At 74.6% G+C, this 22,199-nt stretch carries 24 protein-coding genes, 1 tRNA gene and 1 pseudogene; 8 read left to right on the top strand and 18 right to left on the bottom strand.

Annotated features, from left to right (window positions below; all coding sequences use genetic code 11):
• Window positions 1-43: 43 nt before the first annotated feature.
• A complete protein-coding gene (locus FXF68_RS20630; RefSeq protein WP_148761635.1) occupies window positions 44-1,669 on the bottom strand; it encodes an MFS transporter in 1,626 nt (541 codons plus the stop codon).
• Window positions 1,666-2,352 (bottom strand): LppX_LprAFG lipoprotein, encoded by a 687-nt coding sequence (locus tag FXF68_RS20635; protein ID WP_148761637.1) that lies wholly within the window; start codon window positions 2,350-2,352, stop codon window positions 1,666-1,668. The genes FXF68_RS20630 and FXF68_RS20635 overlap by 4 nt, the downstream gene beginning before the upstream one ends.
• Window positions 2,353-2,536: 184 nt before the next feature.
• On the opposite strand from FXF68_RS20635, the gene FXF68_RS20640 reads away from it, so the two are divergent.
• Window positions 2,537-2,610: transfer RNA gene (locus FXF68_RS20640), tRNA-Ile, on the top strand.
• Window positions 2,611-2,670: 60 nt separating this feature from the next.
• Here FXF68_RS20640 and FXF68_RS20645 read toward each other — a convergent pair.
• The gene (locus tag FXF68_RS20645) at window positions 2,671-3,444 is read right to left on the bottom strand and encodes an enoyl-CoA hydratase-related protein (protein ID WP_148761639.1); all 774 of its coding nucleotides are present in this window, start codon (window positions 3,442-3,444) and stop codon (window positions 2,671-2,673) included.
• 71 nt (window positions 3,445-3,515) lie between these two features.
• Between FXF68_RS20645 and FXF68_RS20650 the strand changes: the two genes are divergently transcribed.
• Window positions 3,516-3,902 (top strand): DUF7715 family protein, encoded by a 387-nt coding sequence (locus tag FXF68_RS20650; protein WP_148761641.1) that lies wholly within the window; start codon window positions 3,516-3,518, stop codon window positions 3,900-3,902.
• A gap of 15 nt (window positions 3,903-3,917) precedes the next feature.
• Window positions 3,918-4,214 carry an MTH1187 family thiamine-binding protein gene (locus FXF68_RS20655; protein WP_148761643.1) on the top strand — a complete coding sequence of 99 codons (297 nt, stop codon included), beginning with the start codon at window positions 3,918-3,920 and terminating at the stop codon, window positions 4,212-4,214.
• A gap of 104 nt (window positions 4,215-4,318) precedes the next feature.
• Here the strand turns inward: FXF68_RS20655 and FXF68_RS20660 are convergent, their stop codons facing one another.
• The 5 genes from FXF68_RS20660 to FXF68_RS20680 are packed head-to-tail and all read right to left on the bottom strand — an operon-like array spanning window position 4,319 to window position 9,199.
• On the bottom strand, window positions 4,319-4,783 hold the full coding sequence (locus FXF68_RS20660) for a MarR family winged helix-turn-helix transcriptional regulator (protein ID WP_148761645.1): 465 nt from the start codon (window positions 4,781-4,783) through the stop codon (window positions 4,319-4,321).
• Window positions 4,780-6,249 (bottom strand): MFS transporter, encoded by a 1,470-nt coding sequence (locus FXF68_RS20665; protein ID WP_148761647.1) that lies wholly within the window; start codon window positions 6,247-6,249, stop codon window positions 4,780-4,782. Before FXF68_RS20665 ends, FXF68_RS20660 begins: the two co-directional genes overlap by 4 nt.
• 60 nt (window positions 6,250-6,309) lie before the next feature.
• Window positions 6,310-7,137: an ABC transporter ATP-binding protein gene (locus FXF68_RS20670; protein WP_148761649.1), complete on the bottom strand. Its 828-nt coding sequence runs from the start codon at window positions 7,135-7,137 to the stop codon at window positions 6,310-6,312.
• Window positions 7,137-8,168, bottom strand: coding sequence for a FecCD family ABC transporter permease (locus FXF68_RS20675; protein ID WP_148761651.1), 1,032 nt, complete (start codon window positions 8,166-8,168; stop codon window positions 7,137-7,139). The genes FXF68_RS20670 and FXF68_RS20675 overlap by 1 nt, the downstream gene beginning before the upstream one ends.
• Window positions 8,165-9,199 (bottom strand): FecCD family ABC transporter permease, encoded by a 1,035-nt coding sequence (locus FXF68_RS20680; protein WP_246178828.1) that lies wholly within the window; start codon window positions 9,197-9,199, stop codon window positions 8,165-8,167. The genes FXF68_RS20675 and FXF68_RS20680 overlap by 4 nt, the downstream gene beginning before the upstream one ends.
• Before the next feature lie 153 nt (window positions 9,200-9,352).
• On the opposite strand from FXF68_RS20680, the gene FXF68_RS20685 reads away from it, so the two are divergent.
• Both FXF68_RS20685 and FXF68_RS20690 read left to right on the top strand, forming a co-directional pair.
• Window positions 9,353-10,408: an ABC transporter substrate-binding protein gene (locus tag FXF68_RS20685; protein ID WP_148761655.1), complete on the top strand. Its 1,056-nt coding sequence runs from the start codon at window positions 9,353-9,355 to the stop codon at window positions 10,406-10,408.
• Window positions 10,409-10,419: 11 nt separating this feature from the next.
• A complete protein-coding gene (locus FXF68_RS20690) occupies window positions 10,420-11,280 on the top strand; it encodes a siderophore-interacting protein (RefSeq protein WP_148761657.1) in 861 nt (286 codons plus the stop codon).
• A 7-nt stretch (window positions 11,281-11,287) separates the two neighbouring features.
• On the opposite strand, the gene mnhG is transcribed toward FXF68_RS20690, so the two are convergent.
• Genes mnhG through mbhE form a run of 6 tightly spaced genes read right to left on the bottom strand, consistent with a single transcriptional unit; the run spans window position 11,288 to window position 17,171 of the window.
• The gene (mnhG, locus tag FXF68_RS20695; RefSeq protein WP_148761659.1) at window positions 11,288-11,629 is read right to left on the bottom strand and encodes a monovalent cation/H(+) antiporter subunit G; all 342 of its coding nucleotides are present in this window, start codon (window positions 11,627-11,629) and stop codon (window positions 11,288-11,290) included.
• Window positions 11,626-11,892, bottom strand: coding sequence for an MrpF/PhaF family protein (locus tag FXF68_RS20700; RefSeq protein ID WP_148761661.1), 267 nt, complete (start codon window positions 11,890-11,892; stop codon window positions 11,626-11,628). Before FXF68_RS20700 ends, mnhG begins: the two co-directional genes overlap by 4 nt.
• Window positions 11,889-12,428: a Na+/H+ antiporter subunit E gene (locus tag FXF68_RS20705; protein WP_148761663.1), complete on the bottom strand. Its 540-nt coding sequence runs from the start codon at window positions 12,426-12,428 to the stop codon at window positions 11,889-11,891. The genes FXF68_RS20700 and FXF68_RS20705 overlap by 4 nt, the downstream gene beginning before the upstream one ends.
• On the bottom strand, window positions 12,425-13,945 hold the full coding sequence (locus FXF68_RS20710; protein WP_148761665.1) for a Na+/H+ antiporter subunit D: 1,521 nt from the start codon (window positions 13,943-13,945) through the stop codon (window positions 12,425-12,427). The genes FXF68_RS20705 and FXF68_RS20710 overlap by 4 nt, the downstream gene beginning before the upstream one ends.
• On the bottom strand, window positions 13,942-14,370 hold the full coding sequence (locus tag FXF68_RS43095; protein WP_222870019.1) for a Na(+)/H(+) antiporter subunit C: 429 nt from the start codon (window positions 14,368-14,370) through the stop codon (window positions 13,942-13,944). Before FXF68_RS43095 ends, FXF68_RS20710 begins: the two co-directional genes overlap by 4 nt.
• Complete coding sequence (mbhE, locus tag FXF68_RS43100; RefSeq protein WP_148761667.1) at window positions 14,367-17,171, bottom strand: hydrogen gas-evolving membrane-bound hydrogenase subunit E; 2,805 nt, start codon at window positions 17,169-17,171, stop codon at window positions 14,367-14,369. Before mbhE ends, FXF68_RS43095 begins: the two co-directional genes overlap by 4 nt.
• A 234-nt stretch (window positions 17,172-17,405) precedes the next feature.
• Between mbhE and FXF68_RS20725 the strand changes: the two genes are divergently transcribed.
• Window positions 17,406-17,804 (top strand): peptidase inhibitor family I36 protein, encoded by a 399-nt coding sequence (locus FXF68_RS20725; protein WP_148761669.1) that lies wholly within the window; start codon window positions 17,406-17,408, stop codon window positions 17,802-17,804.
• Window positions 17,805-17,812: 8 nt separating this feature from the next.
• A complete protein-coding gene (locus tag FXF68_RS20730) occupies window positions 17,813-18,247 on the top strand; it encodes a peptidase inhibitor family I36 protein (protein ID WP_246178829.1) in 435 nt (144 codons plus the stop codon).
• 110 nt (window positions 18,248-18,357) lie between these two features.
• On the opposite strand, the gene FXF68_RS20740 is transcribed toward FXF68_RS20730, so the two are convergent.
• From FXF68_RS20740 to FXF68_RS44790, 4 genes and pseudogenes are all read right to left on the bottom strand, one after another.
• Window positions 18,358-19,218, bottom strand: a complete 861-nt coding sequence (locus FXF68_RS20740; protein ID WP_187438022.1) for an AfsR/SARP family transcriptional regulator — start codon at window positions 19,216-19,218, stop codon at window positions 18,358-18,360.
• A 179-nt stretch (window positions 19,219-19,397) separates the two neighbouring features.
• Window positions 19,398-20,216: a hypothetical protein gene (locus FXF68_RS42465; protein ID WP_187438023.1), complete on the bottom strand. Its 819-nt coding sequence runs from the start codon at window positions 20,214-20,216 to the stop codon at window positions 19,398-19,400.
• A gap of 111 nt (window positions 20,217-20,327) precedes the next feature.
• Complete coding sequence (locus FXF68_RS20750) at window positions 20,328-20,576, bottom strand: WD40 repeat domain-containing protein (protein ID WP_148761675.1); 249 nt, start codon at window positions 20,574-20,576, stop codon at window positions 20,328-20,330.
• 134 nt (window positions 20,577-20,710) lie between these two features.
• A pseudogene (locus tag FXF68_RS44790) lies at window positions 20,711-21,136 on the bottom strand (serine/threonine-protein kinase); the annotation flags it as partial.
• 126 nt (window positions 21,137-21,262) lie between these two features.
• On the opposite strand from FXF68_RS44790, the gene FXF68_RS20760 reads away from it, so the two are divergent.
• Complete coding sequence (locus FXF68_RS20760) at window positions 21,263-22,165, top strand: NADP-dependent oxidoreductase (protein ID WP_148761677.1); 903 nt, start codon at window positions 21,263-21,265, stop codon at window positions 22,163-22,165.
• Window positions 22,166-22,199 lie beyond the last annotated feature (34 nt).

Here is a 22,199-nt window from a genome sequence, read left to right on the forward strand (position 1 = left end):
CTGCGTCACCTCCCCGGGGAGTGCCCTCCCGGCAAGAGGCCCTTTAGCCGTCGTTTCCCAGGATATTCCCGAGTCCGCTGATCGGCACGCGACCCGTGGCCGAATCATTTCCCGGATCCCGTCCGGTATGCCGCAACGCTGACCGAATCCGGCCACCGTCCCGACCCTGATCGGCCCCGCGGTCGCGTCCCGGGCCGCCGGGGCGGGGGCTCGCGGCCAGCGCGAGCAGCGCGCCGAGGGCGCACATTCCGGCGGTGATCCAGAAGATCTCCTGGTACTCGGTGCGGAGCGCGTCCTGGACGGCCGCGTTGTAGACCTTCAACTGGCGCGCGAACTCGGCCTTCGACATCAGGAACGGCAGCGGCGGCTTCAGATCGGACGTCAGGGCATGGAACCGGTGAAACCCCCACGCCGACAGCGCCGAGATCCCGAGCAGCATCCCCATCATCCGCGCCACGACCACCGCGGCGGACGCGACGCCGTGCCGCGCCGCCGGGACGAACCCGAGCACCGCCGACGACACCGGCGCGATCACCAGGCCGAGACCGAGGCCCGTCACGACGAGGTCGACGTCCATCCTCGGCAGCGGGCCGTAGGACGCGTTCGCCAGGTCCGCGGGCCAGGCCGCGATCAGAAGGTAGCCGCAGGCGGCGATCGCCATCCCGGCCGCCATCGGCCACCGCTCCCCCGTCCGCCGGGCGACCAGTCCGCCGGCGACGGCCGCGACCGGCAGCGCCACGAGGAACCTCGTCAGCAGCAGCGCGCCCTCGGTGGTGTCCTTGTGCAGGACGGTCTGCGCGACGAGCACGACGTCCACCAGCGTCACCATCAGCGCAGCGCCCGACAGCAGGCTCACGCCGAGCGTCGCGAACAGCGGGCCGCGCCGGACGCCGGACAGGTCCAGCAGCCGCGTCCGCGCCCTGATCTCCCAGAGCACGAACACCGCCAGGACGGCGGCCCCGGCGGCGAGGACCGGCACTCCCCAGGACGGCAGCGCCGACTCCTGGGGCTCGGGGTTGTAGACGCCGACGACCAGAAGCCCGAGGCCGAGCGCGAGCAGCAGCCCGCCGGGGACGTCCACGCCGGGGCGCGGCCCGCTCCGCCGCCCGCCCGGCACCGCGAGCTGGACGGCCAGCATCGCCGCCGCCGCCAGCGGCAGGTTGATCCAGAAGATCGCCCGCCAGTCGAGCGCCGCCGCGATCCCCGCCCCGTACAGCGGGCCGAGGACGCTGCCGAGCTCCTGCGCCGCCCCGATCGCGCCGAGCACGACCGGGCGCCGCCGCTCGTCCCACAGGTCGCCGGCCAGCGCCATCGTCACCGGGAGCAGCGCGCCGCCCGCCACGCCCTGCACGACCCGCCCCGCCGTCAGCACCGGGACGTCCTGCGCCAGCGCCGTCACCACCGAGCCGACCGCGAAGAACAGCAGGCACGTCTGGAGCAGGGGCCGCCGCCCGAACCGGTCGGAGAGCTGCCCGAGCAGCGGCATCGCCGCCACGTACCCGAGCAGGAACCCGGTCAGGACGGGCGTCACCCGCTCCAGCCGGTTCACCGGGATGCCGAGGTCCTTGACGACCGGGAGCAGGACCGTCGTGACGACGTAGGCGTCCAGCGCGGCCAGCAGGACCACCGCGCCGCCAGCGCCGATCGCGACCCGGCGGCGTCCGCTCACTTCGGCGCGCTGATCTTGTAGGCGGCGTCGAACTCGGTGAACGTGATCACCACCGCGCCCTTCCCCTCCGGGAACTGGCCGCGCACCTTCACCAGCCGGTGGTCGGCGCGGCTCACCCACACCTGCCCGGCGAGGTCGGCGTTGATGCCCGGGATCAGGCCCGCCACCTGCTCCTTGGGCAGCGTCGCGGCCACCCGGTTCGTCTCCTCGCCGTCCACCTTCTCGACCGCCTCCGCCTTCGGCGCCGTCGCCGACGTCAGCAGCTTCGCGATGCCGCGCTCCGGATCCAGCACCGCCGACGGGTCGTACATCGCGGCGGCCAGCGCCTTCGGGACCTTCCGCCAGCCGCCCGTGCCCGCGTCCAGGTAGATGCTGTCGCCCACCGCGACGACCTTCATCTCCACGTTCTGGCCCTGCTGCTCGACCGTCAGCGTCCCCTCCGCGTCACCGGCGCGGACCAGCTTCATGTCCCCGCCCTTCACGATGACCGGGGTCTTGCCCTCCGACGCCAGCGTGAACGCCACGCTCTTCAGGCCCCCCATCGCCTGCGCGGCCTGCCGCAGCGTCTCCGCCGCGTCGAAATCGGCCTTCTTCGCGGGCTCACCGGACCCGTCCCCCTTGCACGCGCCAGCGAACACCAGCGCCAGCAGGACCGGGACGAGGGCGAGGATGCGTCGTGACATACGCCGGACCCTACCGACGGGTACCCGCGGCCGTCACTCCGCACCAGGTATGACATCGACGAGCCGGAAGTACTACTCCGCGCGAACGAACCGCGGGTGAGCGCGCCTTTCTCGGTGGCCCGCGCGAACACGCCGCCGCTAAGATGACACGCGGCCACGCCCCCGTCGCACCGGGGGACGCCTCGGGGCGGTAGCTCAGTTGGTCAGAGCAGGAGACTCATAATCTCCCGGTCGCGGGTTCGAGTCCCGCCCGCCCCACCTCTTCGGGAGAGGCATGCCCGCGGAGGGCAGGCCCTGACTCACGCGGGCCGGCCTGACTCACGCGGGCCAGTCCGGGCGGCGCTTCTCCAGGAAGGCGGTCATGCCCTCCTGCGCCTCCGGGGTCTGGCTCGACGCGGCCATCACCTCGATCGCGTACGCGTAGGCGTCCTGCTCGGGACGGTCGAACTGCGCGTACATCGCCTGCTTTCCCAGCGCCTTGCTGCGCGGGCTGCCCTGCGTGGCGCGCTGGAGGAGCTCGTGGACGGCCTTGTCGAGCTGGTCGTCCGGCACCGCGTAGTTGATCAGGCCCCAGTCGGCGGCCGTCGCCGCGTCGAACACCTCGCCGGTCAGGGCCATCTCGGCGGCGCGCTTGCGGCCGACGTTGTGCGAGATCGCGACCAGCGGGGTGTGGCAGAACCAGCCGCCCTTGCCGCCCGGCGCGGCGAAGCCGGCGCTCTCGGCGGCGACCGCGAGGTCGCAGCTCGCGACGAGCTGGCAGCCCGCCGCCGTGGCGAGGCCGTGCACCCGCGCGACCACCACCTGCGGGACGGACTGGATCGTCCGCATCAGTCCCTCGCACACCTTCAGCAGGTCGCGGACGTCGGCGTGGGACACCCCCGCCATGTCGGCGAAGTCGTGCCCGGCGGAGAAGACCGGGCCGTTCCCCGCGAGCACGATCCCGCGCGCGTCCGTGCCCCCGACCTCGCGGAACGCGGCGGTCAGCGCGAGCAGGAACGCGCGGGACAGCGCGTTGCGGCGGCGCGGCCGGTTCATCGTGATCGTGGCGAACGGGCCGTCGCGGCCCACCAGGACGTCGTCGTCTCCGCTCATGCCCTCGACGTTACGTCAGACCCTCGTCGTACGGTGGGGCCCGTCACCGGACGCGCCGAGGGGGTCTGGCCTTGAAGCTGCTCACCGCCACCAACTCCACCCAGGGATTCCGCGACAACGACTTCGACTGGTGCGTCGAGGGCGAACTCGTCCACATCGGGACGGTCTGCGCCCGCGACCGCGACGACCCCGACGGCGGCTGCGGCTGCGGCCGCTCGTTCGCCGGGCTGAACTCGCACCGCGCCACGACGACGGCGATGGTCCGGGACGTCCCGGGGTTCACCGTCGACGACTACGTCCTCGCGATCAGGTCGAGCCTTGAGCAGCAGGGCTGCGACCCGTCGTTCGCCGAGCACGAGGCGGCCCTGCTGCGCTGCCTCGTGCGCGACTGGCCGGTGGGGGTGATCGTCGAGCGGCGGCTGGATGAGATCGTGGTACGGCACGTACTGCAGCCCTAGCTCGGGAGGTGCGCGATGCTCGTCGCGTTCTCGGTGACCCCGCTCGGCGCCGGCGAGGAGGTCGGCGGGCTCGTCGCGGAGGCCGTGCGGGTGGTGCGCGAGAGCGGCCTCCCCAACCGGACCGACGCGATGTTCACGACCGTCGAGGGCGAGTGGGACGAGGTGATGGCCGTGGTCAAGGCCGCCGCCGACGCGGTGGCGGCACGGGCCCCGCGGGTGAGCCTCGTCATCAAGGCCGACCTGCGCCCCGGCGTGACCGGCGCCCTGGACGCCAAGGTCGAGTCGATCGAACGCCACCTCCGCGAAACCTGACCCGGCCCCAGGCGCGAGTCCCGGCCCGCGCGTCCCGCCGCGCGTGAGGCTCCGCGCGGCGTGCGGCTCCGCCGTGGGTCGGCGGGCGTGGGCGTTTATTCGTCTTACTCGTCGGCTACCAGGCGGGCGGCTAGGCGGTCGAGGACGGCGAGGTCCTCGGTCGGGAGGTCGTGCAGGGACGGCGGCGGGGTGTCGAGGATGCGTTCGGCCTTCGCGGCGGCGGCGCGGCCCGCCGCGGTCGCCGTGACGAGCTTGGAGCGGCGGTCCGCCGGGTTCGGGGAGCGCTCCACCAGGCCGCGTCCGACGAGGTCGTCGACGACGAGGGTGGCGTAGGGGCGGTCGGTGAGCAGGGCGTCGGCGAGGCCGCCGAGCGTCATCGGCTCGGGCGCGGCGGCGATGTGGCGCAGCGCCTTGATCCGGAAGAAGCTCATGCCGAGCGCCTCGGTGACCTCGCGCCGCCGGTCGCCGCGCTCGTGCAGCAGGACGCGCAGGTTGTGCCACGTCCGGGCGGCCATCTCCGCGCGGGAGCCGGACGGGACCGGGTGCGGCGCGGCGGCGTGCTCGGTCATGAGGTGCTCGCTCCCGTCGCCACGTGGCGTCCCCCGGCTGGCTCGTCGTCGGCGTCGAACAGGGCGGCCGTGCGCGCCGCGCTGCGGGCGGCCCGGCGGCCGGTCGTGACCGTGCCGAGGACGAGGACGGCGGCGGCGCAACCGGCCAGCACCCAGTATGCCGGGCGGGCGGCGGCCACGAAGGCGGGCGCGGCGGACGTCCCGGACGTCCCCGCGGCGAGCACCGCGCCGATCACCGCGACGCCGAGCGCCTGCCCCACCTGGCGGCTGGTGGACGCGACCGCCGCCGCGACCCCGGCCTGCGCGCGCGGCATCCCGGACACTGCCGTGTTGGTGACCGGGGAGTTGAGCATCCCGAACCCGATGCCGAACAGGACGTACGAGACGAACATCGTCGCGTCGCGGGTCTCGGCGTCGAACGCGGCGAACAGCAGCCCGCTGGCCAGCATCGTCACCCCGGCGATCTGGAGCGGCAGGCGGGGGCCGCGGCTCGCGACGAGGCGTCCGGACAGCGGCCCGCAGACCGCGGTCATCGCGGCCATCGGCAGCAGGTACATCCCGGCGTGCAGCGCCGACAGCCCCCGGACGTTCTGCAGGTACAGCGTGTTGACGAACAGGAACCCGCCGAGCCCGGCGAACCCGCCGACGGCGACGAGGGTCGCGCCGGAGAACGGGATGCTGCGGAAGAACCGCAGGTCGATCAGCGGCTCACGGGTGCGGCGCGCGTGCAGGACGAACCAGGCGAACACGGCGGCGGCGAGAAGTGCGGCGCCGTGGACGACCGGGTCGCCGAGGCCGCGTCCCGGCGCCTCGATGATCGCGTAGGTCACCGAGCCGAGCATCAGGATCATCAGCGCCTGGCCGAGCGGGTCGGGACGGCGCGGCCGCTCCGCCCGCGACTCGGGCACGAACAGCGCGGTCAGCGTCAGCGCGGCGAGCCCGATCGGGACGTTCAGCCAGAAGATCGACCGCCAGCCGACCGAGTCGACGAGCACCCCGCCGACGAGCGGCCCCATCGCCATGCTCAGCCCGACGACGCCGCCCCAGACGCCGATGGCGCGGGCCCGCTCGCGCGGCTCGGTGAACACGTTCGTGATGATCCCCATCGCGACCGGGTTGAGCATCGACCCGCCGACCGCCTGCACGACGCGGGCGGCGACGAGCAGCCCGAGGGACGGCGCGAGGCTGCACAGCACGGACCCGAGGGTGAACAGCGCGAGCCCCGTCTGGAACACCCGGCGGCGGCCGATCCGGTCGCCGGTCGAGCCGGACAGGATCAGCAGCGACGCGAGGACGATCAGGTAGGCGTCGATCGTCCACTGGAGCCCGGACACGGAGCTGTGGAAGTCGTCCTGCAAGGTGGGGAGCGCGACGTTCAGGATGGTGTTGTCGAGGCTGACGATGAGCAGGCTCATACAACAGATGGCCAGCACGGCCATCCTGCGCCGCTGGCTGAGCTCCGGCATACGGCCTCCAATCGTTGTAGGCATACAACCATTGGACGGTCGTAACCATTCCCGGCGGGGTCAGCGCAGCGCCGGGACCCGTCCGCGCGCCGCCGGGACGACCAGCGGCGTCCCGGTCTCCGGGCAGTCGATCACCTGGCACGGCAGCCCGAACACCCGCTCGACCAGCTCCGCCGTGACGACCTCCGACGGCTCCCCCGCCGCGACAATGCCGCCGTCCCGCATGGCGATGATGTGCGTGGCGTAGCGGGCGGCGTGGTTGAGGTCGTGCAGGACGGCGACGACGGTGCGCCCCTCCTCGTGCAGCCCGGCGCACAGGTCGAGCACCTCGATCTGGTGGGCGATGTCGAGGTAGGTCGTCGGCTCGTCGAGCAGCAGCAGCGGCGTCTGCTGGGCGAGCGCCATCGCGATCCAGACGCGCTGGCGCTGCCCGCCGGACAGCTCGTCCACGTGCCGGGCGGCGAGCTCCTGGACGCCGGTCGCCGCCATCGACTCGGCGACGACCCGCTCGTCCTCCCGCGACCACTGGCGGAGCAGGCTCTGGTGCGGGTACCGGCCGCGCGACACCAGGTCGGCGACCGTGATGCCCTCCGGCGCGATCGACGACTGCGGGAGCAGGCCGAGCGTCCGGGCGAGCTTCTTCGCGGGCCAGTCCGCGATGGGGCGGCCGTCCAGCACGACCGTCCCGGCGGACGGTTTCAGGATCCGCGCGAGCGCCCGCAGCAGCGTCGACTTGCCGCACGCGTTCGGGCCGACGATCACCGTGAACGAGCCGTCCGGGACGGCGACGTCCAGGTCTTCGGCGATGACGCGCTTGTCGTAGGCGAGGGTCAGACCGGTGCCGGTGAGCCGCGCGGTCTCCGTGGCGTGCTCCGTCAGATGTTCCATCAGATGCGTCCCGTCTTGCGTTGCGTCACGAGGAGCCAGACCAGGTATCCGCCGCCGAGCAGCCCGGTCACCACGCCGACCGGGAGCTGGTGGCCGGGGAAGGCGCGCTGCGCCGCGAAGTCGGCGGCGACCAGCAGCGCCGCCCCCATGCAGGCCGCGGACAGCAGGTTCGGGCCGGGCGTGCGGGTCAGCCGCCTGGCGAGCTGCGGCGCGGTCAGCGCGACGAACGCGACCGGGCCGGCCGCCGCCGCGGCGAGCGAGGTGAGCAGCACCGCCGCGACCAGCAGGACGAGGCGGACGCGCTCGATCGGCACGCCGAGGCCGTGCGCGGCGTCGTCGCCCATCTCCAGCATGCGCAGCGCCCGCCCGCAGCCGACGAGGACGAGCGGCCCGAGGACGGCGAGCGCGCCGAGCACGGGCGCGGCGTCCGCCCAGTCGCGGCCGTCGAGGCTGCCGGTCAGCCACAGGACGGCGCGGGCCGCGTCGACGATCCGCGCCTGGGTGAGCAGGTAGCCGTTCACGCCGGTGAGGATCGCGGCGACGCCGATCCCGATGAGGATGAGCCGCTGCCCGTGCGCGCCGTGCCGTCCCGCCACCGCGAGGACGACGAGCCCGGTCGCGAGGCCGCCGCCCGCCGCGCCCGCCGCGACGGCGGCGGTGCCGCCGCCGGTCAGCACGATGACGGCGAGCACGCCGGTGGCGGCGCCCTGGCTGAAGCCGAGCACGTCCGGGCTGCCGAGCGGGTTCCGGACGAGCGACTGGAAGACCGCCCCGGCCAGCCCGAGCGCGGCCCCGGCGGCGAGCCCGGTCGCGACGCGCGGCAGCCGGAGCCGGTTCACGATGAGGTCGTCGGCCGCCGAGCCCCGGCCGAGCAGCGTCCGGACGACGTCGGCCGGGCTCATCGGGAAGTCGCCGCTGCCGATGAGGAGCACGCCCGTCCCGAGCGCGACGGCGAGGCAGGCCGCCGCGACGGCGAGCGCGCGGCCCCGGAACCGGAACGACAGCCCGCCGGGCGTCCTGACGACGGTCACGCCGCCACCGTCCTCGCACGCGGACGCCGGACGAAGTACAGGAACACCGGCCCGCCCGCCACGAGCATCACGACCCCGACCTGAAGCTCGGACGGCCGCGCCACGACGCGCCCGAGGACGTCCGCCGCCAGCATCAGCGCCGGGGCGAGGACGGCGCAGTACGGGAACAGCCAGCGCAGGTCGGGCCCGGTCAGCGCGCGGACGAGGTGCGGCACCATCAGCCCGACGAACACGATCGGCCCGCACGCAGCCGTCGCCGCGCCGCACAGCAGCGTCACGGTGAGGATCGCGGCGATCCGGGCGCGGCCGGGGTTCGCGCCGAGCGCGCGGGCCGCGTCCTCGCCCATCGCCAGCGCGTTCAGCGGACGGGCCAGCAGCAGCGCCAGCACGAGCCCGGCGGCGACGAACGGCGCGACGCGCACGATCGTGTGGTTCTGCGCGGAGGCGAGGGAGCCGACCGTCCAGAAGCGCATGCGGTCCAGGGACGCGGTGTCGAGCAACTGCACGGCGCTGACGTAGGAGAACAGCGCGGCGTTCAGCGCGGACCCGGCGAGCGCGAGCCGCGCCGGGGTGGCGCCGCGCCCGCCGCCGACCGCGTACAGCAGCACGGCGACCGCCCCGGCGCCCGCGAACGCGAACCACACGAACCCGGTGAACGAGGTGACGCCGAGGAACGAGATCGCGGACACGACGGCGGCCGACGCGCCCGCGTTGATGCCGAGCAGTCCCGGGTCGGCGAGCGGGTTGCGGGTGAGCGCCTGCATCACCGCCCCGGCGAGGCCGAGCGCGACGCCCGCGAGGAGCCCGAGCAGGGTGCGCGGGAGCCGCATCTCGCGCACGACCGTGGACGCGGCCGAGTCGGCGTGGAACAGCCCGTCCCACGCCTCGCCGAGGGACAGCGGCCGCGCGCCGACCGCGAGGCTCAGCATGACCGCGACCAGCAGGAGCAGCGTCGCGGCGGCGAGCCCGGCGGCGCGCCTCCCGCCCGGCGCGCGCCGGGCGGGAGGCGCCTCGGGCGGGGGCTTGGTCACCAACACCTGGCGGGCTCCGGGGGGACGGGCCGGGGACCGCCGTCCCTGCGACCGGGACGCCCCTGCCACTGGACAAGAACTTAGGTTAGGTTAACCTAACGCCGTCCAGGTCGAAATATGGCCGTCGCAGTTGATTCATGGAGATAGTCCGAAATGTCGAATACCGGTGTCCGGCAGATCGTCCGCGGCGGGCTCACGAGCGGGCTCACGAGGAGGGGCCTGCTCGGCGCGGGCGGCGCGCTCGCCCTGGGCGCCTTCGCGGCCGCGTGCGGCGGCGGCGACGGAGAGGGCACGGCGTCCCCGTCCGGCGGCGGCGCGTGGTCGTTCACCGACGACCGGGGCACGAAGGTCGGGCTCAAGCGGCGGCCGGAGCGCGTCGTCGGCTACGTCGGCACCGCCGCCGCCCTGTACGACTTCGGCGTCGACAAGCGGCTCGTCGGCGTGTTCGGCCCGACGAGGCTCAAGGACGGCAAGCCCGACCCGCAGGCCGGGAACCTGCCGGTCGACCGGCTGGAGGTCATCGGCAACGCCTACGGCGAGTTCAACATCGAGAAGTACGCCGCCCTCCGTCCCGACCTGCTCGTGGACAACATGTTCGTGCCGGGCGACCTCTTCTACGTGCCCGCGGAGAGCAAGGAGAAGATCTTCGCGCTGGCGCCGAGCGTCGCGATCTCCACCGGCGCGGTCGCGCTGCCGAAGCCCCTCGAACGGACCGCCGCGCTCGCCGCCGCGCTCGGCGCCGACCTGGACGCGCCCAAGGTGACCGCCGCGAAGGCGCGGTTCGAGAAGGCCGCCGAGGCGCTGCGCGCGGCGGCCAAGGCCAACGCCGGGCTGAAGGTGCTCGCCGCGTCCGCCAGCCCCGACCTGTTCTACGCGTCGAGCCCGGCCAAGAACACCGACCTCATCTACTTCAAGGAGCTGGGCGTCGACCTGATCGTCCCGGACAAGACCGGACGGGACGGCTACTTCGAGGAGCTGAGCTGGGAGAACGCCGGGAAGTACAAGGCCGACGTCATCCTGCTCGACGCCCGGACGCAGGCGCTCCAGCCGAAGGACCTCGGGTCGAAGCCGTCCTGGCGCGAGCTCCCCGCCGTGGCGGCGGGACAGGTCGTCCCGTGGCAGCCCGAGCCCCGCTTCTCCTACGAGGGCTGCGCCCCGATCCTCGAAGCCCTCGCCGCCACCGTCACGTCCGCGAAGAAGACCGGCTGAAAGGCTGCGCGATGCCGACCCCCGCCCACCCGTACGCGTTCTTCGACCTGCACGTCCTCCGATCCGAGCGGCTCGGCCCGTCCATGGTCCGGGTCACCTTCGGCGGGACGGCCCTGGACGGCGCCGACCCCGACGGGACCCGCTTCGTCTCCGCCGGGCGCGACCAGCGCTTCAAGATCTTCCTGCCGCACCCGCACCAGGACGCGCCCGTCATGCCGGACGGCACCGGCGGCGACACCTGGTTCGCCGACTGGCGGGCGCTGGACCCGGCCGAGCGCGGCATCATGCGCTCCTACACCGTCCGCGACCGGCGGGACGGCGAGCTGGACGTCGACTTCGCGCTGCACGACCACGGGCCGTCCGCCCCGTCCGGCCCGGCCGCGACCTGGGCGGCGGCCGCCGGGAAGGGCGACCGGATCACCGTGCTCGGCCCCACCGGGCCGGACAACGGCGGCTACGACTTCCGCCCGCCGCCCGGCGTCCCGGTGGTGATCGCGGGCGACCTGACCGCGCTGCCCGCCATCGCCGGGAACCTCGCCTCGCTGCCCGCCGGGACGTCCGTGCGGGCCTGGGTGGACGTCCCCGACCCGGCGGACCGGCAGGAGCTGCCGACCGCCGCCGACGCGGACGTCACGTGGACGTCCCCCGGCGGCCTGGTCGACGCGGTCCGCGCCGCCGCGATCCCGGACGGCGCCTACGCCTGGATCGCGGGCGAGTCCGCCGTCGTCAAGGCGCTGCGCCGCCACCTCGTCAAGGAGCGCGGGCTGGACCGGCGCGCCGTCACGTTCACCGGCTACTGGCGGCGCGGCGCCACCGAGGAGGACCTGCTCGCCGAGGTCGTCGCGGGCGGCAGCCCCGCCACCGAGGAGTGATCGCGGCTCATTCGCCGGGCTCGTCGGCCTCGTGGGTCTCGTCCAGGACGAGGGCGGCGCGGTCGACGGCGCCCGCGCGGTGGGCGGCGGCGCCGATCGTCTGCGCCGCCACCGGCGCGGTGATCAACTGGAACACCGCGACCAGCAGCAGCGACGCGGCGGCCGGGCCGGTGCTCACCTGCGCCCCGGCGCCCGCGAGGATCAGCAGCAGCCCGATCGTGTGCGGCTTCGTCGCGGCGTGCAGGCGGCTCAGCAGGTCGGGGAACCGCACCACGCCGAGCGCGCCGACCGCGGAGAAGCCCGCCCCGGCGGGCAGCAGCACGGCGGTGGCGACGTCGGCGGCGGTCATGTCCGGTCCGCCCGCTCGGCGGCGAGACCGGCCGCGGACACCGAGCCGACGAAGCCGAGCAGCGCGATCACCACGAGGATGGTCGCGCTCGCCGGTTCGTCCCGGGCGGTGGCGCGCACCGCGATGCCGCTGACCAGCAGCACGGCGAGGACGTCCAGCGCCATGATCCGGTCGAACGGCGTCGGACCGCGCACCAGCCGCGCGGCGGTCAGCAGGATCGCCGCGCCCAGCAGCGCCAGCGTGACGTCGTAGACGGTGCTCATCGCTCCTCCGTTCGGGGATCGTCCGGCAGCGGGTCGTCCGGGACGACGAGGGCGCGCATCAGCCCCCGCTCGGTGTGCAGGACGCCGTCGCGCACCGCGTCCGCCTCCGCCCGGTCCCGGACGGGCATGCCGTGGACGCGCAGCACCGCCCGGTCCCAGTCCACGCCGACGAGGAGCGTGCCGGGACGCAGCGACATGCTCGTCATCACCGTCATCAGCACGACCTGCGACCGCGACCGCGCGGCGACCTCGACGATCGCGCCGCGTATCCGGCCGGGGTCGCGCAGCGCGTGCCATCCGATGACGGCGCTCGACACCACCAGGTCCCGGGCGAACTCCAGCGCGGACTCGGCGAGCCGCACCGGCCGCACCCGCGTGACGACCGGGACGGCCGGCAGCCGCGTCACCCGGTAGGCGACCAGGACGGCCGCGATCCCGCCGACCAGCGTCGCGCCGTCGACGCGCCCCCACAGCAGCAGCCACACCGCGAGCAGCCATCCGCCCATCGCCAGCCGCGACCCGACGTGGCGGTTCACCGGCGCTCCCCGTCCAGGACGGCGTGCCGGTAGGCGGCCGGGTCCAGCAGGTCGGTCGCGGCGCGGCGGCTCCACGCCGACAGCGGACCGGCGAACACCGCGATGAGCAGCCCCGCCGCGACCAGCGCGGCGGTGACCGACCGCATCACCCGCACGCCGCCCCGCGTGTACGACTCGGGCGCGGGCGGCTCGGCGGCGTCGTCCGGCCGGGGGCGCCAGAAGCCGAGCGTCCAGATCCGCGTCATCGCCATCAGGGTGAGCAGGCTCGCCACGATCGCGACGCCCGTGACGGCGTAGGCGAGCGGCCCGCCCGCGCCGAGCCCGGCCTGGAACAGCGCCAGCTTCGCGACGAACCCCGACGACGGCGGCACCCCGCTGACGCTCAGCGCCGGGACGAGGAACAGCACCGCGATGAACGACGACAGCCGCGCGAGCCCGCCGAGCCTGCGCAGCGACGTCTCCCCGGCGCGCCCCTGCATGAGGTCGCTGACCAGGAACAGCGTCGCCTGCACCACGATGTGGTGGACGAGGTACAGGATCGCCCCGGTGAGCCCCGCGACGCTGAACAGCCCGAGCCCGAACAGCATGTACCCGATGTGCCCGACGAGGGTGAACGAGAACACGCGGTGGATGTCGTCGTGGGCCAGCGCGCCGAGCGTCCCGACGATCATCGTCGCGGCGGCCAGCCCCAGCATGGTCCACGACTCGTGCGCGCGCGGGAACAGCAGCGTCTGGACGCGGATCAGCGCGTACACGGCGGCCTTCGTCAGCAGCGCGGCGAACACGGCGGTGACCTTGGTGACGGCGACCGGGTAGCTGTCGGGCAGCCAGAGGTGCATCGGGACGATCGCGCCCTTGATGCCGAACACGACGAGGAACAGCAGGCCGAGCGCGGTCCGCGTCCCGGCGGGCAGGTCCGCGACGCGGCCGGACAGGTCGGCGAGGTTCACCGTCCCGGTCGCCGCGTAGGTCAGCCCGAGCGCGGTGAGGAACAGGATGGAGGACGTGAGGCTGACCACCGTGTAGGTCATCCCGGCCCGCATCCGCTCGGCGTTCGGGACGAGCGTCATCAGCACGTAGCTCGACGCGAGCATGATCTCGAACGCGACGAACAGGTTGAACAGGTCCCCGGCGAGGAACAGCAGGCACACCCCGGCGGTCAGGGCGAGGTAGGCGGGGTAGAACACGCCCGGCTCCCGGCCGTCGTGGACGGCCGCGCCCTCCGCGACCGCGTGCAGCATGATCGCCAGCAGCACGGCGGCGGACACCGTCACGAGCAGCACCGACAGCCGGTCCGCGACGAGCGTGATGCCGAGCGGCGCGGGATGGCCGCCGAGTTGGACGGCGATCGTCCCGTCCCGCGCGACGGCCGCGACCAGCCCGGCGGCGGCCGCGACCACGCCCGCCGCGACGAGCGGCGCGAGGACGCGCAGCCAGGTGTTGCGGCGGCGGCTGACCATCGCCAGCGCCGCGCCGAGCAGCGGCAGCGCGAACGGCAGCGGAACGAGGACGTTCACCCGCCGCCACCCTCCCCTTCCTCCACGGGGTCGGCGGCCTCGGCCCGGAGCTCGTCCCGGCGGCGGCGCTCGGCGCGGACGCGGCGGTCCTCGACGTCGTCCTGGACCTCGTCCTCGCCGAGCAGGAGCCGGCTCCGGTAGGCGAGGGCCAGCAGGAACGCCGTCACGCCGAACGTGATCACGATGGCGGTCAGCGCCATCGCCTGCGGCAGCGGGTCCGCCATCCGGCGGCCGCGGTGCGGGCCGCCGAGCAGCGGCGGCGCGCCCGCCGCGCCGCCCGCGATCAGCAGCAGGAGGTTCGCGCCGTGGCCGAGCAGCATGAACCCGACGACGACGCGGATCAGCGACCGCTGCATCAGCAGCTCGAAGCCGGCCGCGAACAGCACCGCGACCACCGCGACGAGGACCAGCGCGGGCCCGCTCACGGCCACTCCTCCGTGCCGGCCGCGTCCGGTTCCTCCAGCGCCGCGCCGAGCGTCGTCAGGATCGTCGCGACGAGCCCGAGCACCAGCAGGTACACGCCGAGGTCGAACAGCAGGCTGGTGGACGCCTTGACGTCCCCGATCCAGGGGGCCGACACGCGCAGCGTCTCCGGGTGCAGGAACGCGCCCCCGGACGCCCAGCCGGACGCGCCCGCCGCGACCGCGAGCGCCAGCCCGCCGCCGACGAGGACGCTCGGCCGTCCCGGCAGCGCGGTCGCGAGCTCCCGCCGCCCGCCCGGCAGGTACCGCAGGACGAACGCCATCCCGGCGACGAGCCCGCCGACGAACCCGCCGCCGGGCCGGCCGTGCCCCGCGACCAGCAGGTAGATCGAGAACAGCAGGATCGTCGGGCCGAGCAGCCGCGCCGTCGCCTCCAGCACCACCGACGACCCGGCGAGCGGCGGGCGCCCCGGCGCCGCGAGCCACCGCTCCGCCCCGCCGGGCGCGCCCGTGGCGGTTTCGTCGGGCGGGGGCGCCGGCCCGGCCGTGACCAGCCCGACGACGCCGATCGCCGCCACCGCCAGCACCGCGATCTCGCCGAGCGTGTCGAGCGCGCGGAGGTCGTCCAGGATCACGTTCACCACGTTCTTCGCGCCCTCCTCGGCGGCGAGCCGGGAGTAGCGGGGGCCGACCGGGCTCGTGGTCCGGCTGAGCGCCGCGACCAGCAGGAACGCGGCGACGAACCCGCCGAGGGCGAGGCTGGTCGCCGCGGTCGCGATCCGGCCGGGGACGCCGCGGCGGCGCGGCGGGAACCGGTCCGGCAGCCGCCGCAGCACCAGCACGAGCATGATCAGCGACAGGGTCTCCACGACGAGGAGGGTGAGCGCGACGTCCGGGGCGCCGTGCACGACGAAGAGGCCGCCCGTCCCGTAGCCGACGCCCGCGAGCAGCAGCGCGGACGACAGCCGACGCCGCGACCGCAGCGCGGCCAGCGCGCACCCGGCCACCACGAGGGACAGGACGAGCTGCGCGGGTTCGTCCCAGCCGCGCAGCTCTCCGGCCGGGGCGGCCGTGCCGTCCCCGTCGACCAGGGCCATGACCAGCGCCGTCCCCGGGAGGACGAGCACCATGCCGCCGATGACGCCGAGGTAGACCGGCAGCGAACCGATCTGCACGCGCCGCGTCACCGCGTGCGCGCCCGCGAGGACGGACTCGACCGCGCCGTCGTAGGCGCGCTGCGCGTCCGGGACCCGCCATCGGACGGGCCGCGCCGGGAACGTCCGGCCGGCCGCGCCGTAGACGGCGGCGCCCGCGACGAGCGCGACGAGGGAGAGCCCGATGGGCAGGCCGAAGCCGTGCCACAGCGTCAGCTCGAACCCGGTGTCCGGGCCGAGCGCGGCGGCGTACGGCCCGACGAGGCTCTGCACCGGCGCCGGGTACACGCCGAGCGCGAACCCGGCCGCCGCGAGCACCGCGACCGGCGCGACCAGCCCCCACGGCTCGCCCGCACGGCTCCCGTCAGCCGCCTCGTCCGCCGCGCCGCCGAACGCGCCGTGCAGGAACCGCAGGCCGTACGCGACGGTCAGCGCCGACCCGGCGACCACCCCGGCGAGGACGGCGGCGTCCAGCCCGCCGTGCGCGAACGCCTTCACCGCCGCCTCCTTCGCCACGAACCCGAGGAACGGCGGGAGGCCGACCATGGACGCGACGGCGGCCGTCCCGGCGGCGGCGAGGACGGGCAGCCGCCGTCCCGTCCCGGACAGGCGGTCGGCGCGGCGCGTCCCCGTCTCGTGTTCGACGACGCCGACCGCGAGGAACAGCGGGGCCTTGAACAGGCCGTGCGCGAGCAGCAGCGCGGCGCCCGCGAGCGCGCCCGTCCGGGTGCCGTCGCCGAGGAGGAGCATGAGCAGGCCGAGCTGGCTGACCGTCCCGTAGGCGAGGAGGCGTTTCAGGTCGTCCCTACGCAGCGCGATCACGCCGCCGACGAGCAGGCTTGCGAGCCCGGCCGCGACCGTCATCGGACGCCACACGCCGTCGTCCGCGAACGCGGGCGCGAGCCGCGCCACCAGGTAGACGCCCGCCTTCACCATCGCCGCCGCGTGCAGATAGGCGCTGACCGGCGTCGGCGCGACCATCGCGGCGGGCAGCCAGCCGTGCAGCGGCACCTGCGCGGACTTGGCGAACGCGCCGAGCAGCACCAGCACCGCGCCCGCCCGCGCCGCGCCGCCGCCGGGCGGGTCGGCGAGCAGGGCGGAGATCCGGTACGTCCCGGCGGACTGCCCGACCAGCACGAACCCGGCGAGCATCACGAGGCCGAACGCGGTGGTCGTGAGCAGCGCCTCGACGGCGGCCCGCCGGTCCGCCGCCCGGTCGGGGCGGGCCGCGCCGATCAGGATGAACGAGCTGACCGTGGTCAGTTCCCAGAACACGTAGAGGACGAGGAGGTTGTCGGCCAGCACCAGCCCCGTCATCGCGCCCGCGAACGCGATCAGCGTCCCGGTGAGCAGCCGCTCGGGCCGCTCGAAGTACCAGGCGGAGTAGCAGAGGACGACGGCCCCGACCCCGCCGACCAGCACCAGCATGACGACGGCGAGGGCGTCGAGCCGTAGGTCCACGGCGAGCCCGAGGTCGGGCGCCCATTCGAGGCTGGACGTGACGTCGGCCCCACCCGCCCGGCTCACCGCCCACACCGCGGTCGCCAGCGGGAGGACGGCGGCGGCGCACCCCATCGCGCGGCGGTGGCGGCCGAGGGCCCAGGGCACGGCGACGGCCGCGACGGCATGGGCGAGAACCAGCGTCAGCATGCCGCCGCAGCCCCCCTCCGCCAGGCATGTCGCTGGATGATCTACCCGGCCAGCGCCCCCGAAACGGAGCCCCGCCCCGCCCCGGGACGGCCGCCGGGCCACGGCCGGGGCGGCGGCTCGGGCGGCGGCTCGGCGCGGCCGATAAGGCTTCGATAACGCCCGTCCGTAGCGTCGTACGCGTCACCGAAGGCGCCGCCCGCCCACCGGGCCGCGCCACGACGAACGGGGAACGAGATGAGCAGGATCCGAATCGGGCTGCTGGCCGGGGCGGTGGCGGCGGGGGCCGTCGTCGCCGCCGCGCCGTCGGCCGCGCTGGCGGCCACGACCACCGCCACCGCGGGCACCTGCCCGAAGGGCGACGTGTGCGTGTGGAGCGGCCCGAACGCCACCGGCACCCGCTGCAACTGGGACGGCAACGACCCCGACTGGCAGGGCGGCGCGGTGCAGTGCAGGCCGCACGGCTTCCGGGTCAACAGCGTCTGGAACAACGGGTACACGAGCGACCCGTACAACAAGGTCAAGTTCTACCGGTACGCGAACTACTCGGGGCAGATCTCCGACCCGCTGCCGGTCACGGCCCAGCCGGTGAACGCGGCGAACCTGTCGATCCGCTCGCACCAGTGGTCGCGGTAGGGCCCGGCGTGCGCACGACGCGGATCGCCGTCGCCGGGCTCGCCGTCGCCGGGCTCGCCGCCCTCCTGACGCTCGCCGCCGCGCAGGCCGACGCGGCTCGGGTCGGCACGGCTCGGGTCGGCACGGCTCGGGTCGGCACGCGGGTCGCCGCCTGGCAGGGCTCCTGCGCGAAGGGCGACTTCTGCGTCTGGAGCGGCAAGGACGGCACGGGCACCAGATGCGCGTGGAGCGGCGACGACCCCGACTGGTGGGGAGGAAGTGTCCGGTGCAGGCCGACGTTCCTCGTCAGCTCCTACTGGAACAACGGCTACACGGGCTCCTACAGCAAGGTCAAGGTCTACGAGTTCGCCAACTATGAGGCGTACTGGGGCACGATCTCCGCAGGTCAGCGGGGCAGCTTCTGGGAGGGCCAGCTCATGCGCTCCCACAAATGGGTGAACTAGGGACGTCACCGATCCCGGTTCGACCCCGGAAGGCCGCCGAGAGCCGCGCCCTCGGCGGCCTTCCGCCGTCCGCGGCCGCACGGCGCGCGGCGCGTGCGGCGCGCCCGCGGTCAGCAGTCGCGCGCGGCGCGGGACGGGCCCGCCGTCCGCCGCCAGCGCAGCGCCCGCTCGCGCGGCGCCTCGCAGGACGCCGGTGTCGAGACGACCGGCGGCCGCGGATGCGTCGACGGGTCGTCCCGCAGGATGGCGGCGTGGACGTCCCGCAACTCGCGTCCGGGCTCCAGGCCCAGCTCCTCGGTGAGCTTGCGGCGGCCTTCCCGGTACACGTCGAGTGCCTCGCTCTGCCGTCCCGCCCTCGCCAGCGCCAGCATCAGGAGGACGCGCAACCGCTCCCGGTACGGGTTCTCCCCCACCGGGCCGATGAGGTCGCCGACCAGCTCGTGATGCCGGCCGAGCACCAGGTCGACCTGCGCGGCCTCTTCTATTGTGGTCAGGCGCAGCTCGTCCCAGCGGGCCGCGCCCGCCTCGATGTGGGGGCCGGTGAGCCCGGCGAGGGCGGGGCCGTCCCAGCGGGCGAGCGCGGCGCGGAACCGTCCGGCGGCGTCCGCGAGACGCCCGGCCGCCGCGTCCCGGCGGGCCGCGGCGATCTCGTCGGCGGCGGCGAGCGCGTCGATCGTCCCCGCCTCGGCCGGGACGCGGTACCCCGGCCGGACCGTCTCGATCACGTGCCCCGCGCCGCTGTCCGCGTGGCGGAACGCGCGCCGCAGCCCCGACACGGCGATGGCTATCTGGGTGCGGGCGGACGCCGGGGGGCCGTCCGGCCACACCGCGTCCACGAGCCGTTCGACCGGGACCGGCCGGTCGGGTTCGAGGAGCAGCGCGGCCAGCACCAGCCGGGACCGGCCGCCGCCGAGGTCGACCGGGCGCCCCCGCACCCCGGCGCGTAGCGGGCCCAAGATCCGAAATTGCACGCGGTCCTTCACCCGTCGCCTCACCCCTTCCGTGGCGGTCATGCGTGGACTCGCGGGGTGAACGCCGTGGGCCCGGCGTGCGGGGTACCCCCGGCACGGTAGACGGGCGGCCCGCCGAGCCGGGTTCGCGCCGCCGGGCAAAATCCGTTCCAAACCGTTCAGAACAGTGATCGCGCAGGTCAGGCGCACCGGCGGGTGATCGCGGGATCGGGCGCCCGGGCCGTCCGGAGCGTGGAGGCGGGCACGTAGCCCCATCCGTTCAGCTCCGGCCTCCCCGTCGCCCGGTCGCCCTGCGTGTAGTACCAGACGTCGTTTCCGCCGGAGTGGCGCTCGCCGCGCGTCCAGCAGATGAACCAGCTCGGGTCCGTCTCCAGGACCGCGACCTTGGTACCGAAGGCGGCCTTCTCGTACACGTCGACGCGCGGACGGTTCGGGCACTGGAAGAGGTTCGGCCAGGTCTGGTGCGTCCGCGAGTCCTCGATGGTGCCGCGAAGAGGACGGCACCCCTCGGCGGCCTCCCCGTCGTCGCCGTCCGCGACGACGAACACCGCCACCCCGGCCGCCAACGCGACGACGACCAGCGCGGCGGCGGCCCCCGCGTACCAACGTCCACGCCCACCTGTCTCGCCGATCGTCGCGTCCTCGGGCGTCGCGGTGTCGGGCACGAGGGTGTCGGCGGCGATCAGCGTGCGGTGCGCGGTCCAGCGAGCGACCTCCGCCTCCGGGTCGGGCCGGTCGCGGTAGCGGAGGCAGGCTTCGACGAAGCGGGCCGTCGCCGTCTCGGACGGCGTGGTGAGCGGGTTCCTGCCGATGAGGTTGGACACCGTCGCGGGCGACAGTCCGGGGCAGCGCGAGCAGAGCGCCCGGTACTTCGGGCGTCCGCACCAGTCGTACAGGGCGCGGAGCCTGCCGGTGAACTCCGCCCAGGTGGCCGCGTCCTCGGGAGCGGGCGGCGGCGGGGGTTCGGGGACGGCCGGCGGGTCGGGAGCAACAGGCAACGAACACTCCTGTGGTCGGGCGGGGAGCACCCTAGTGTGCCAACAGGAGACCCGTCCGGGTTCGCGGCGTCCCACCCCTGCGGACCATTGGAGCGGAGGCTCAGACCCCTATCAGCGCACCTTCCAGAGGCGGACCTTGTGGTCGACGTGCCCGGTGCCGAGAGTCTTCCCGTCCGGGCTGAACGCGACCGCCTCGACGTCCTTGGTGTGGCCTTCGAGGACCTTCGTCGACTCGGACCCGAACGGGTCCATGGCCACCAGCACGCCGCCCGCGACGGCCGCACCGCCCGCGAGGACCAGCCCGCCGACCAGGAACGCGCGCCGTCCCGGATTCCGCGGCGCGGGCGGAGGAGGAGGCATTCCGGGCGAGAAGCCGGGAGCCGCCACATCGCGGACGGCGGCGGCGCATCAATGGTGAGGTGCTGCCGCATCAGCGCGGGCATCGTCGGGCCTTCGAAGGGCGGACGTCCGGCCAGCAGCGCGTAGAGGGTGCATCCGAAGGCGTACAGGTCGGTGCGGGCGTCGGCGGGGCGTCCTTCGTACTGCTCAAGCGCCATGTAGTCCGGCGTGCCGAGCATGCTTCCCGGCGCGGTGAGCTCGCCCGCCGCCTCCGCGGACCGGGAGATCCCGAAGTCGCAGATTTTCACGCCGCCCGCGGTCGCCATGAGGTTGGCGGGCTTGACGTCGCGGTGCACGACGCCCCGGCCGTGCGCGTAGGCGAGCGTCTCGGCGACCGCGGCACCCGTCTCCAGCACCCGCACGACGGGCAGGCCGCCCGGGCTGGCGGCCAGAACCGCGGCGAAGTCGGTGCCGTCGAGCAACTCCATCACGAAGTACGGGTGGCCGTCGTGCTGCCCGATGTCGTGGACGACGGTGATCCCCCGATGCTGGAGCCGCGCCGCGTTCTCCGCTCCCCTCACTCGGCGGCCGGACGGGAAGAAATCCCATTACTGCGCAACGTCCATCGCAAACGATCGCATCAGGCGCTTTCCAGCGGGACATGATGTGCGGGTACGCGGGTGTCCAGGCCAGGATCGGAGCGAAGGATGAAGGCGGTCGGTTTCAGCCGGTTCGGGGGTCCGGAGGTTCTGGAGATCGTCGATCTGCCCGATCCGCGTCCGGGCCCCGGCGAGGTCCGGATCGCGGTGCGCGCGGCCGGGGTCAACCCGAGCGACTGGAAGAAGCGCCAGGGAGTGATGGACGACGAACTCCCGCAAACCCTGGGCTATGAGGCCGCCGGGATCGTGGACGAGCTTGGCGAGGGCGTCGCGGACGTGGCCGTCGGCGACCGCGTCTTCGGCCTCTCTTCTCAGGGCGCGGCGCAGGCGGAGCTGGCGGTGCTGTCCTTCTACGCGCCGATCCCGCCGTCGCTCGACTTCGCCACCGCCGCCGCGCTCCCGGCGGCCGTCGAGACGGCGACCCGCGCGCTGGACCAACTCGGCGTGGGACCCGGCACCCGCCTGCTCGTGAACGGCGCGTCCGGGAGCGTGGGCGGGGCGGCCGTCCAACTCGCCGTGGCGCGCGGGGCAAGCGTGATCGGCACGGCGAGCCCGTCCAACCACGACTACCTCCGCTCACTGGGCGCGGACCCCGTCACCTACGGCGAGGGCCTGACCGACCGGGTGCGCGCGCTAGCGCCGGACGGAGTCGACCTCGCACTGGACGTCGCCGGAAGCGGGATACTGCCCGAGCTCATCGCCCTGACGGGCAGCGCCGCCCGCGTCGTCACGCTCGCCGACTTCGGAGGCGCCCGAGAGCACGGGGTGAGGTTCAGCTCCGGCGACGCGGGCCGCGCCGTCCACGCGATCAGCGAGATAGGCGCCCTGATCGAGTCCGGACGCTTCTCGCCTCCGGCCAACCAGGCGTTCCCCCTCGCCAAGGTCGCCGAGGCACACCGGCTGGGCGAACACGGCGGAACGCGGGGAAAGCTCGTCCTGTTGATCAGCTAGGGACCGCTGCCGTCCAAGCACGGGAAGCAGAAGA

It is taken from the genome of Actinomadura decatromicini (assembly GCF_008121305.1).
Lineage (GTDB): Bacteria > Actinomycetota > Actinomycetes > Streptosporangiales > Streptosporangiaceae > Spirillospora > Spirillospora syzygii.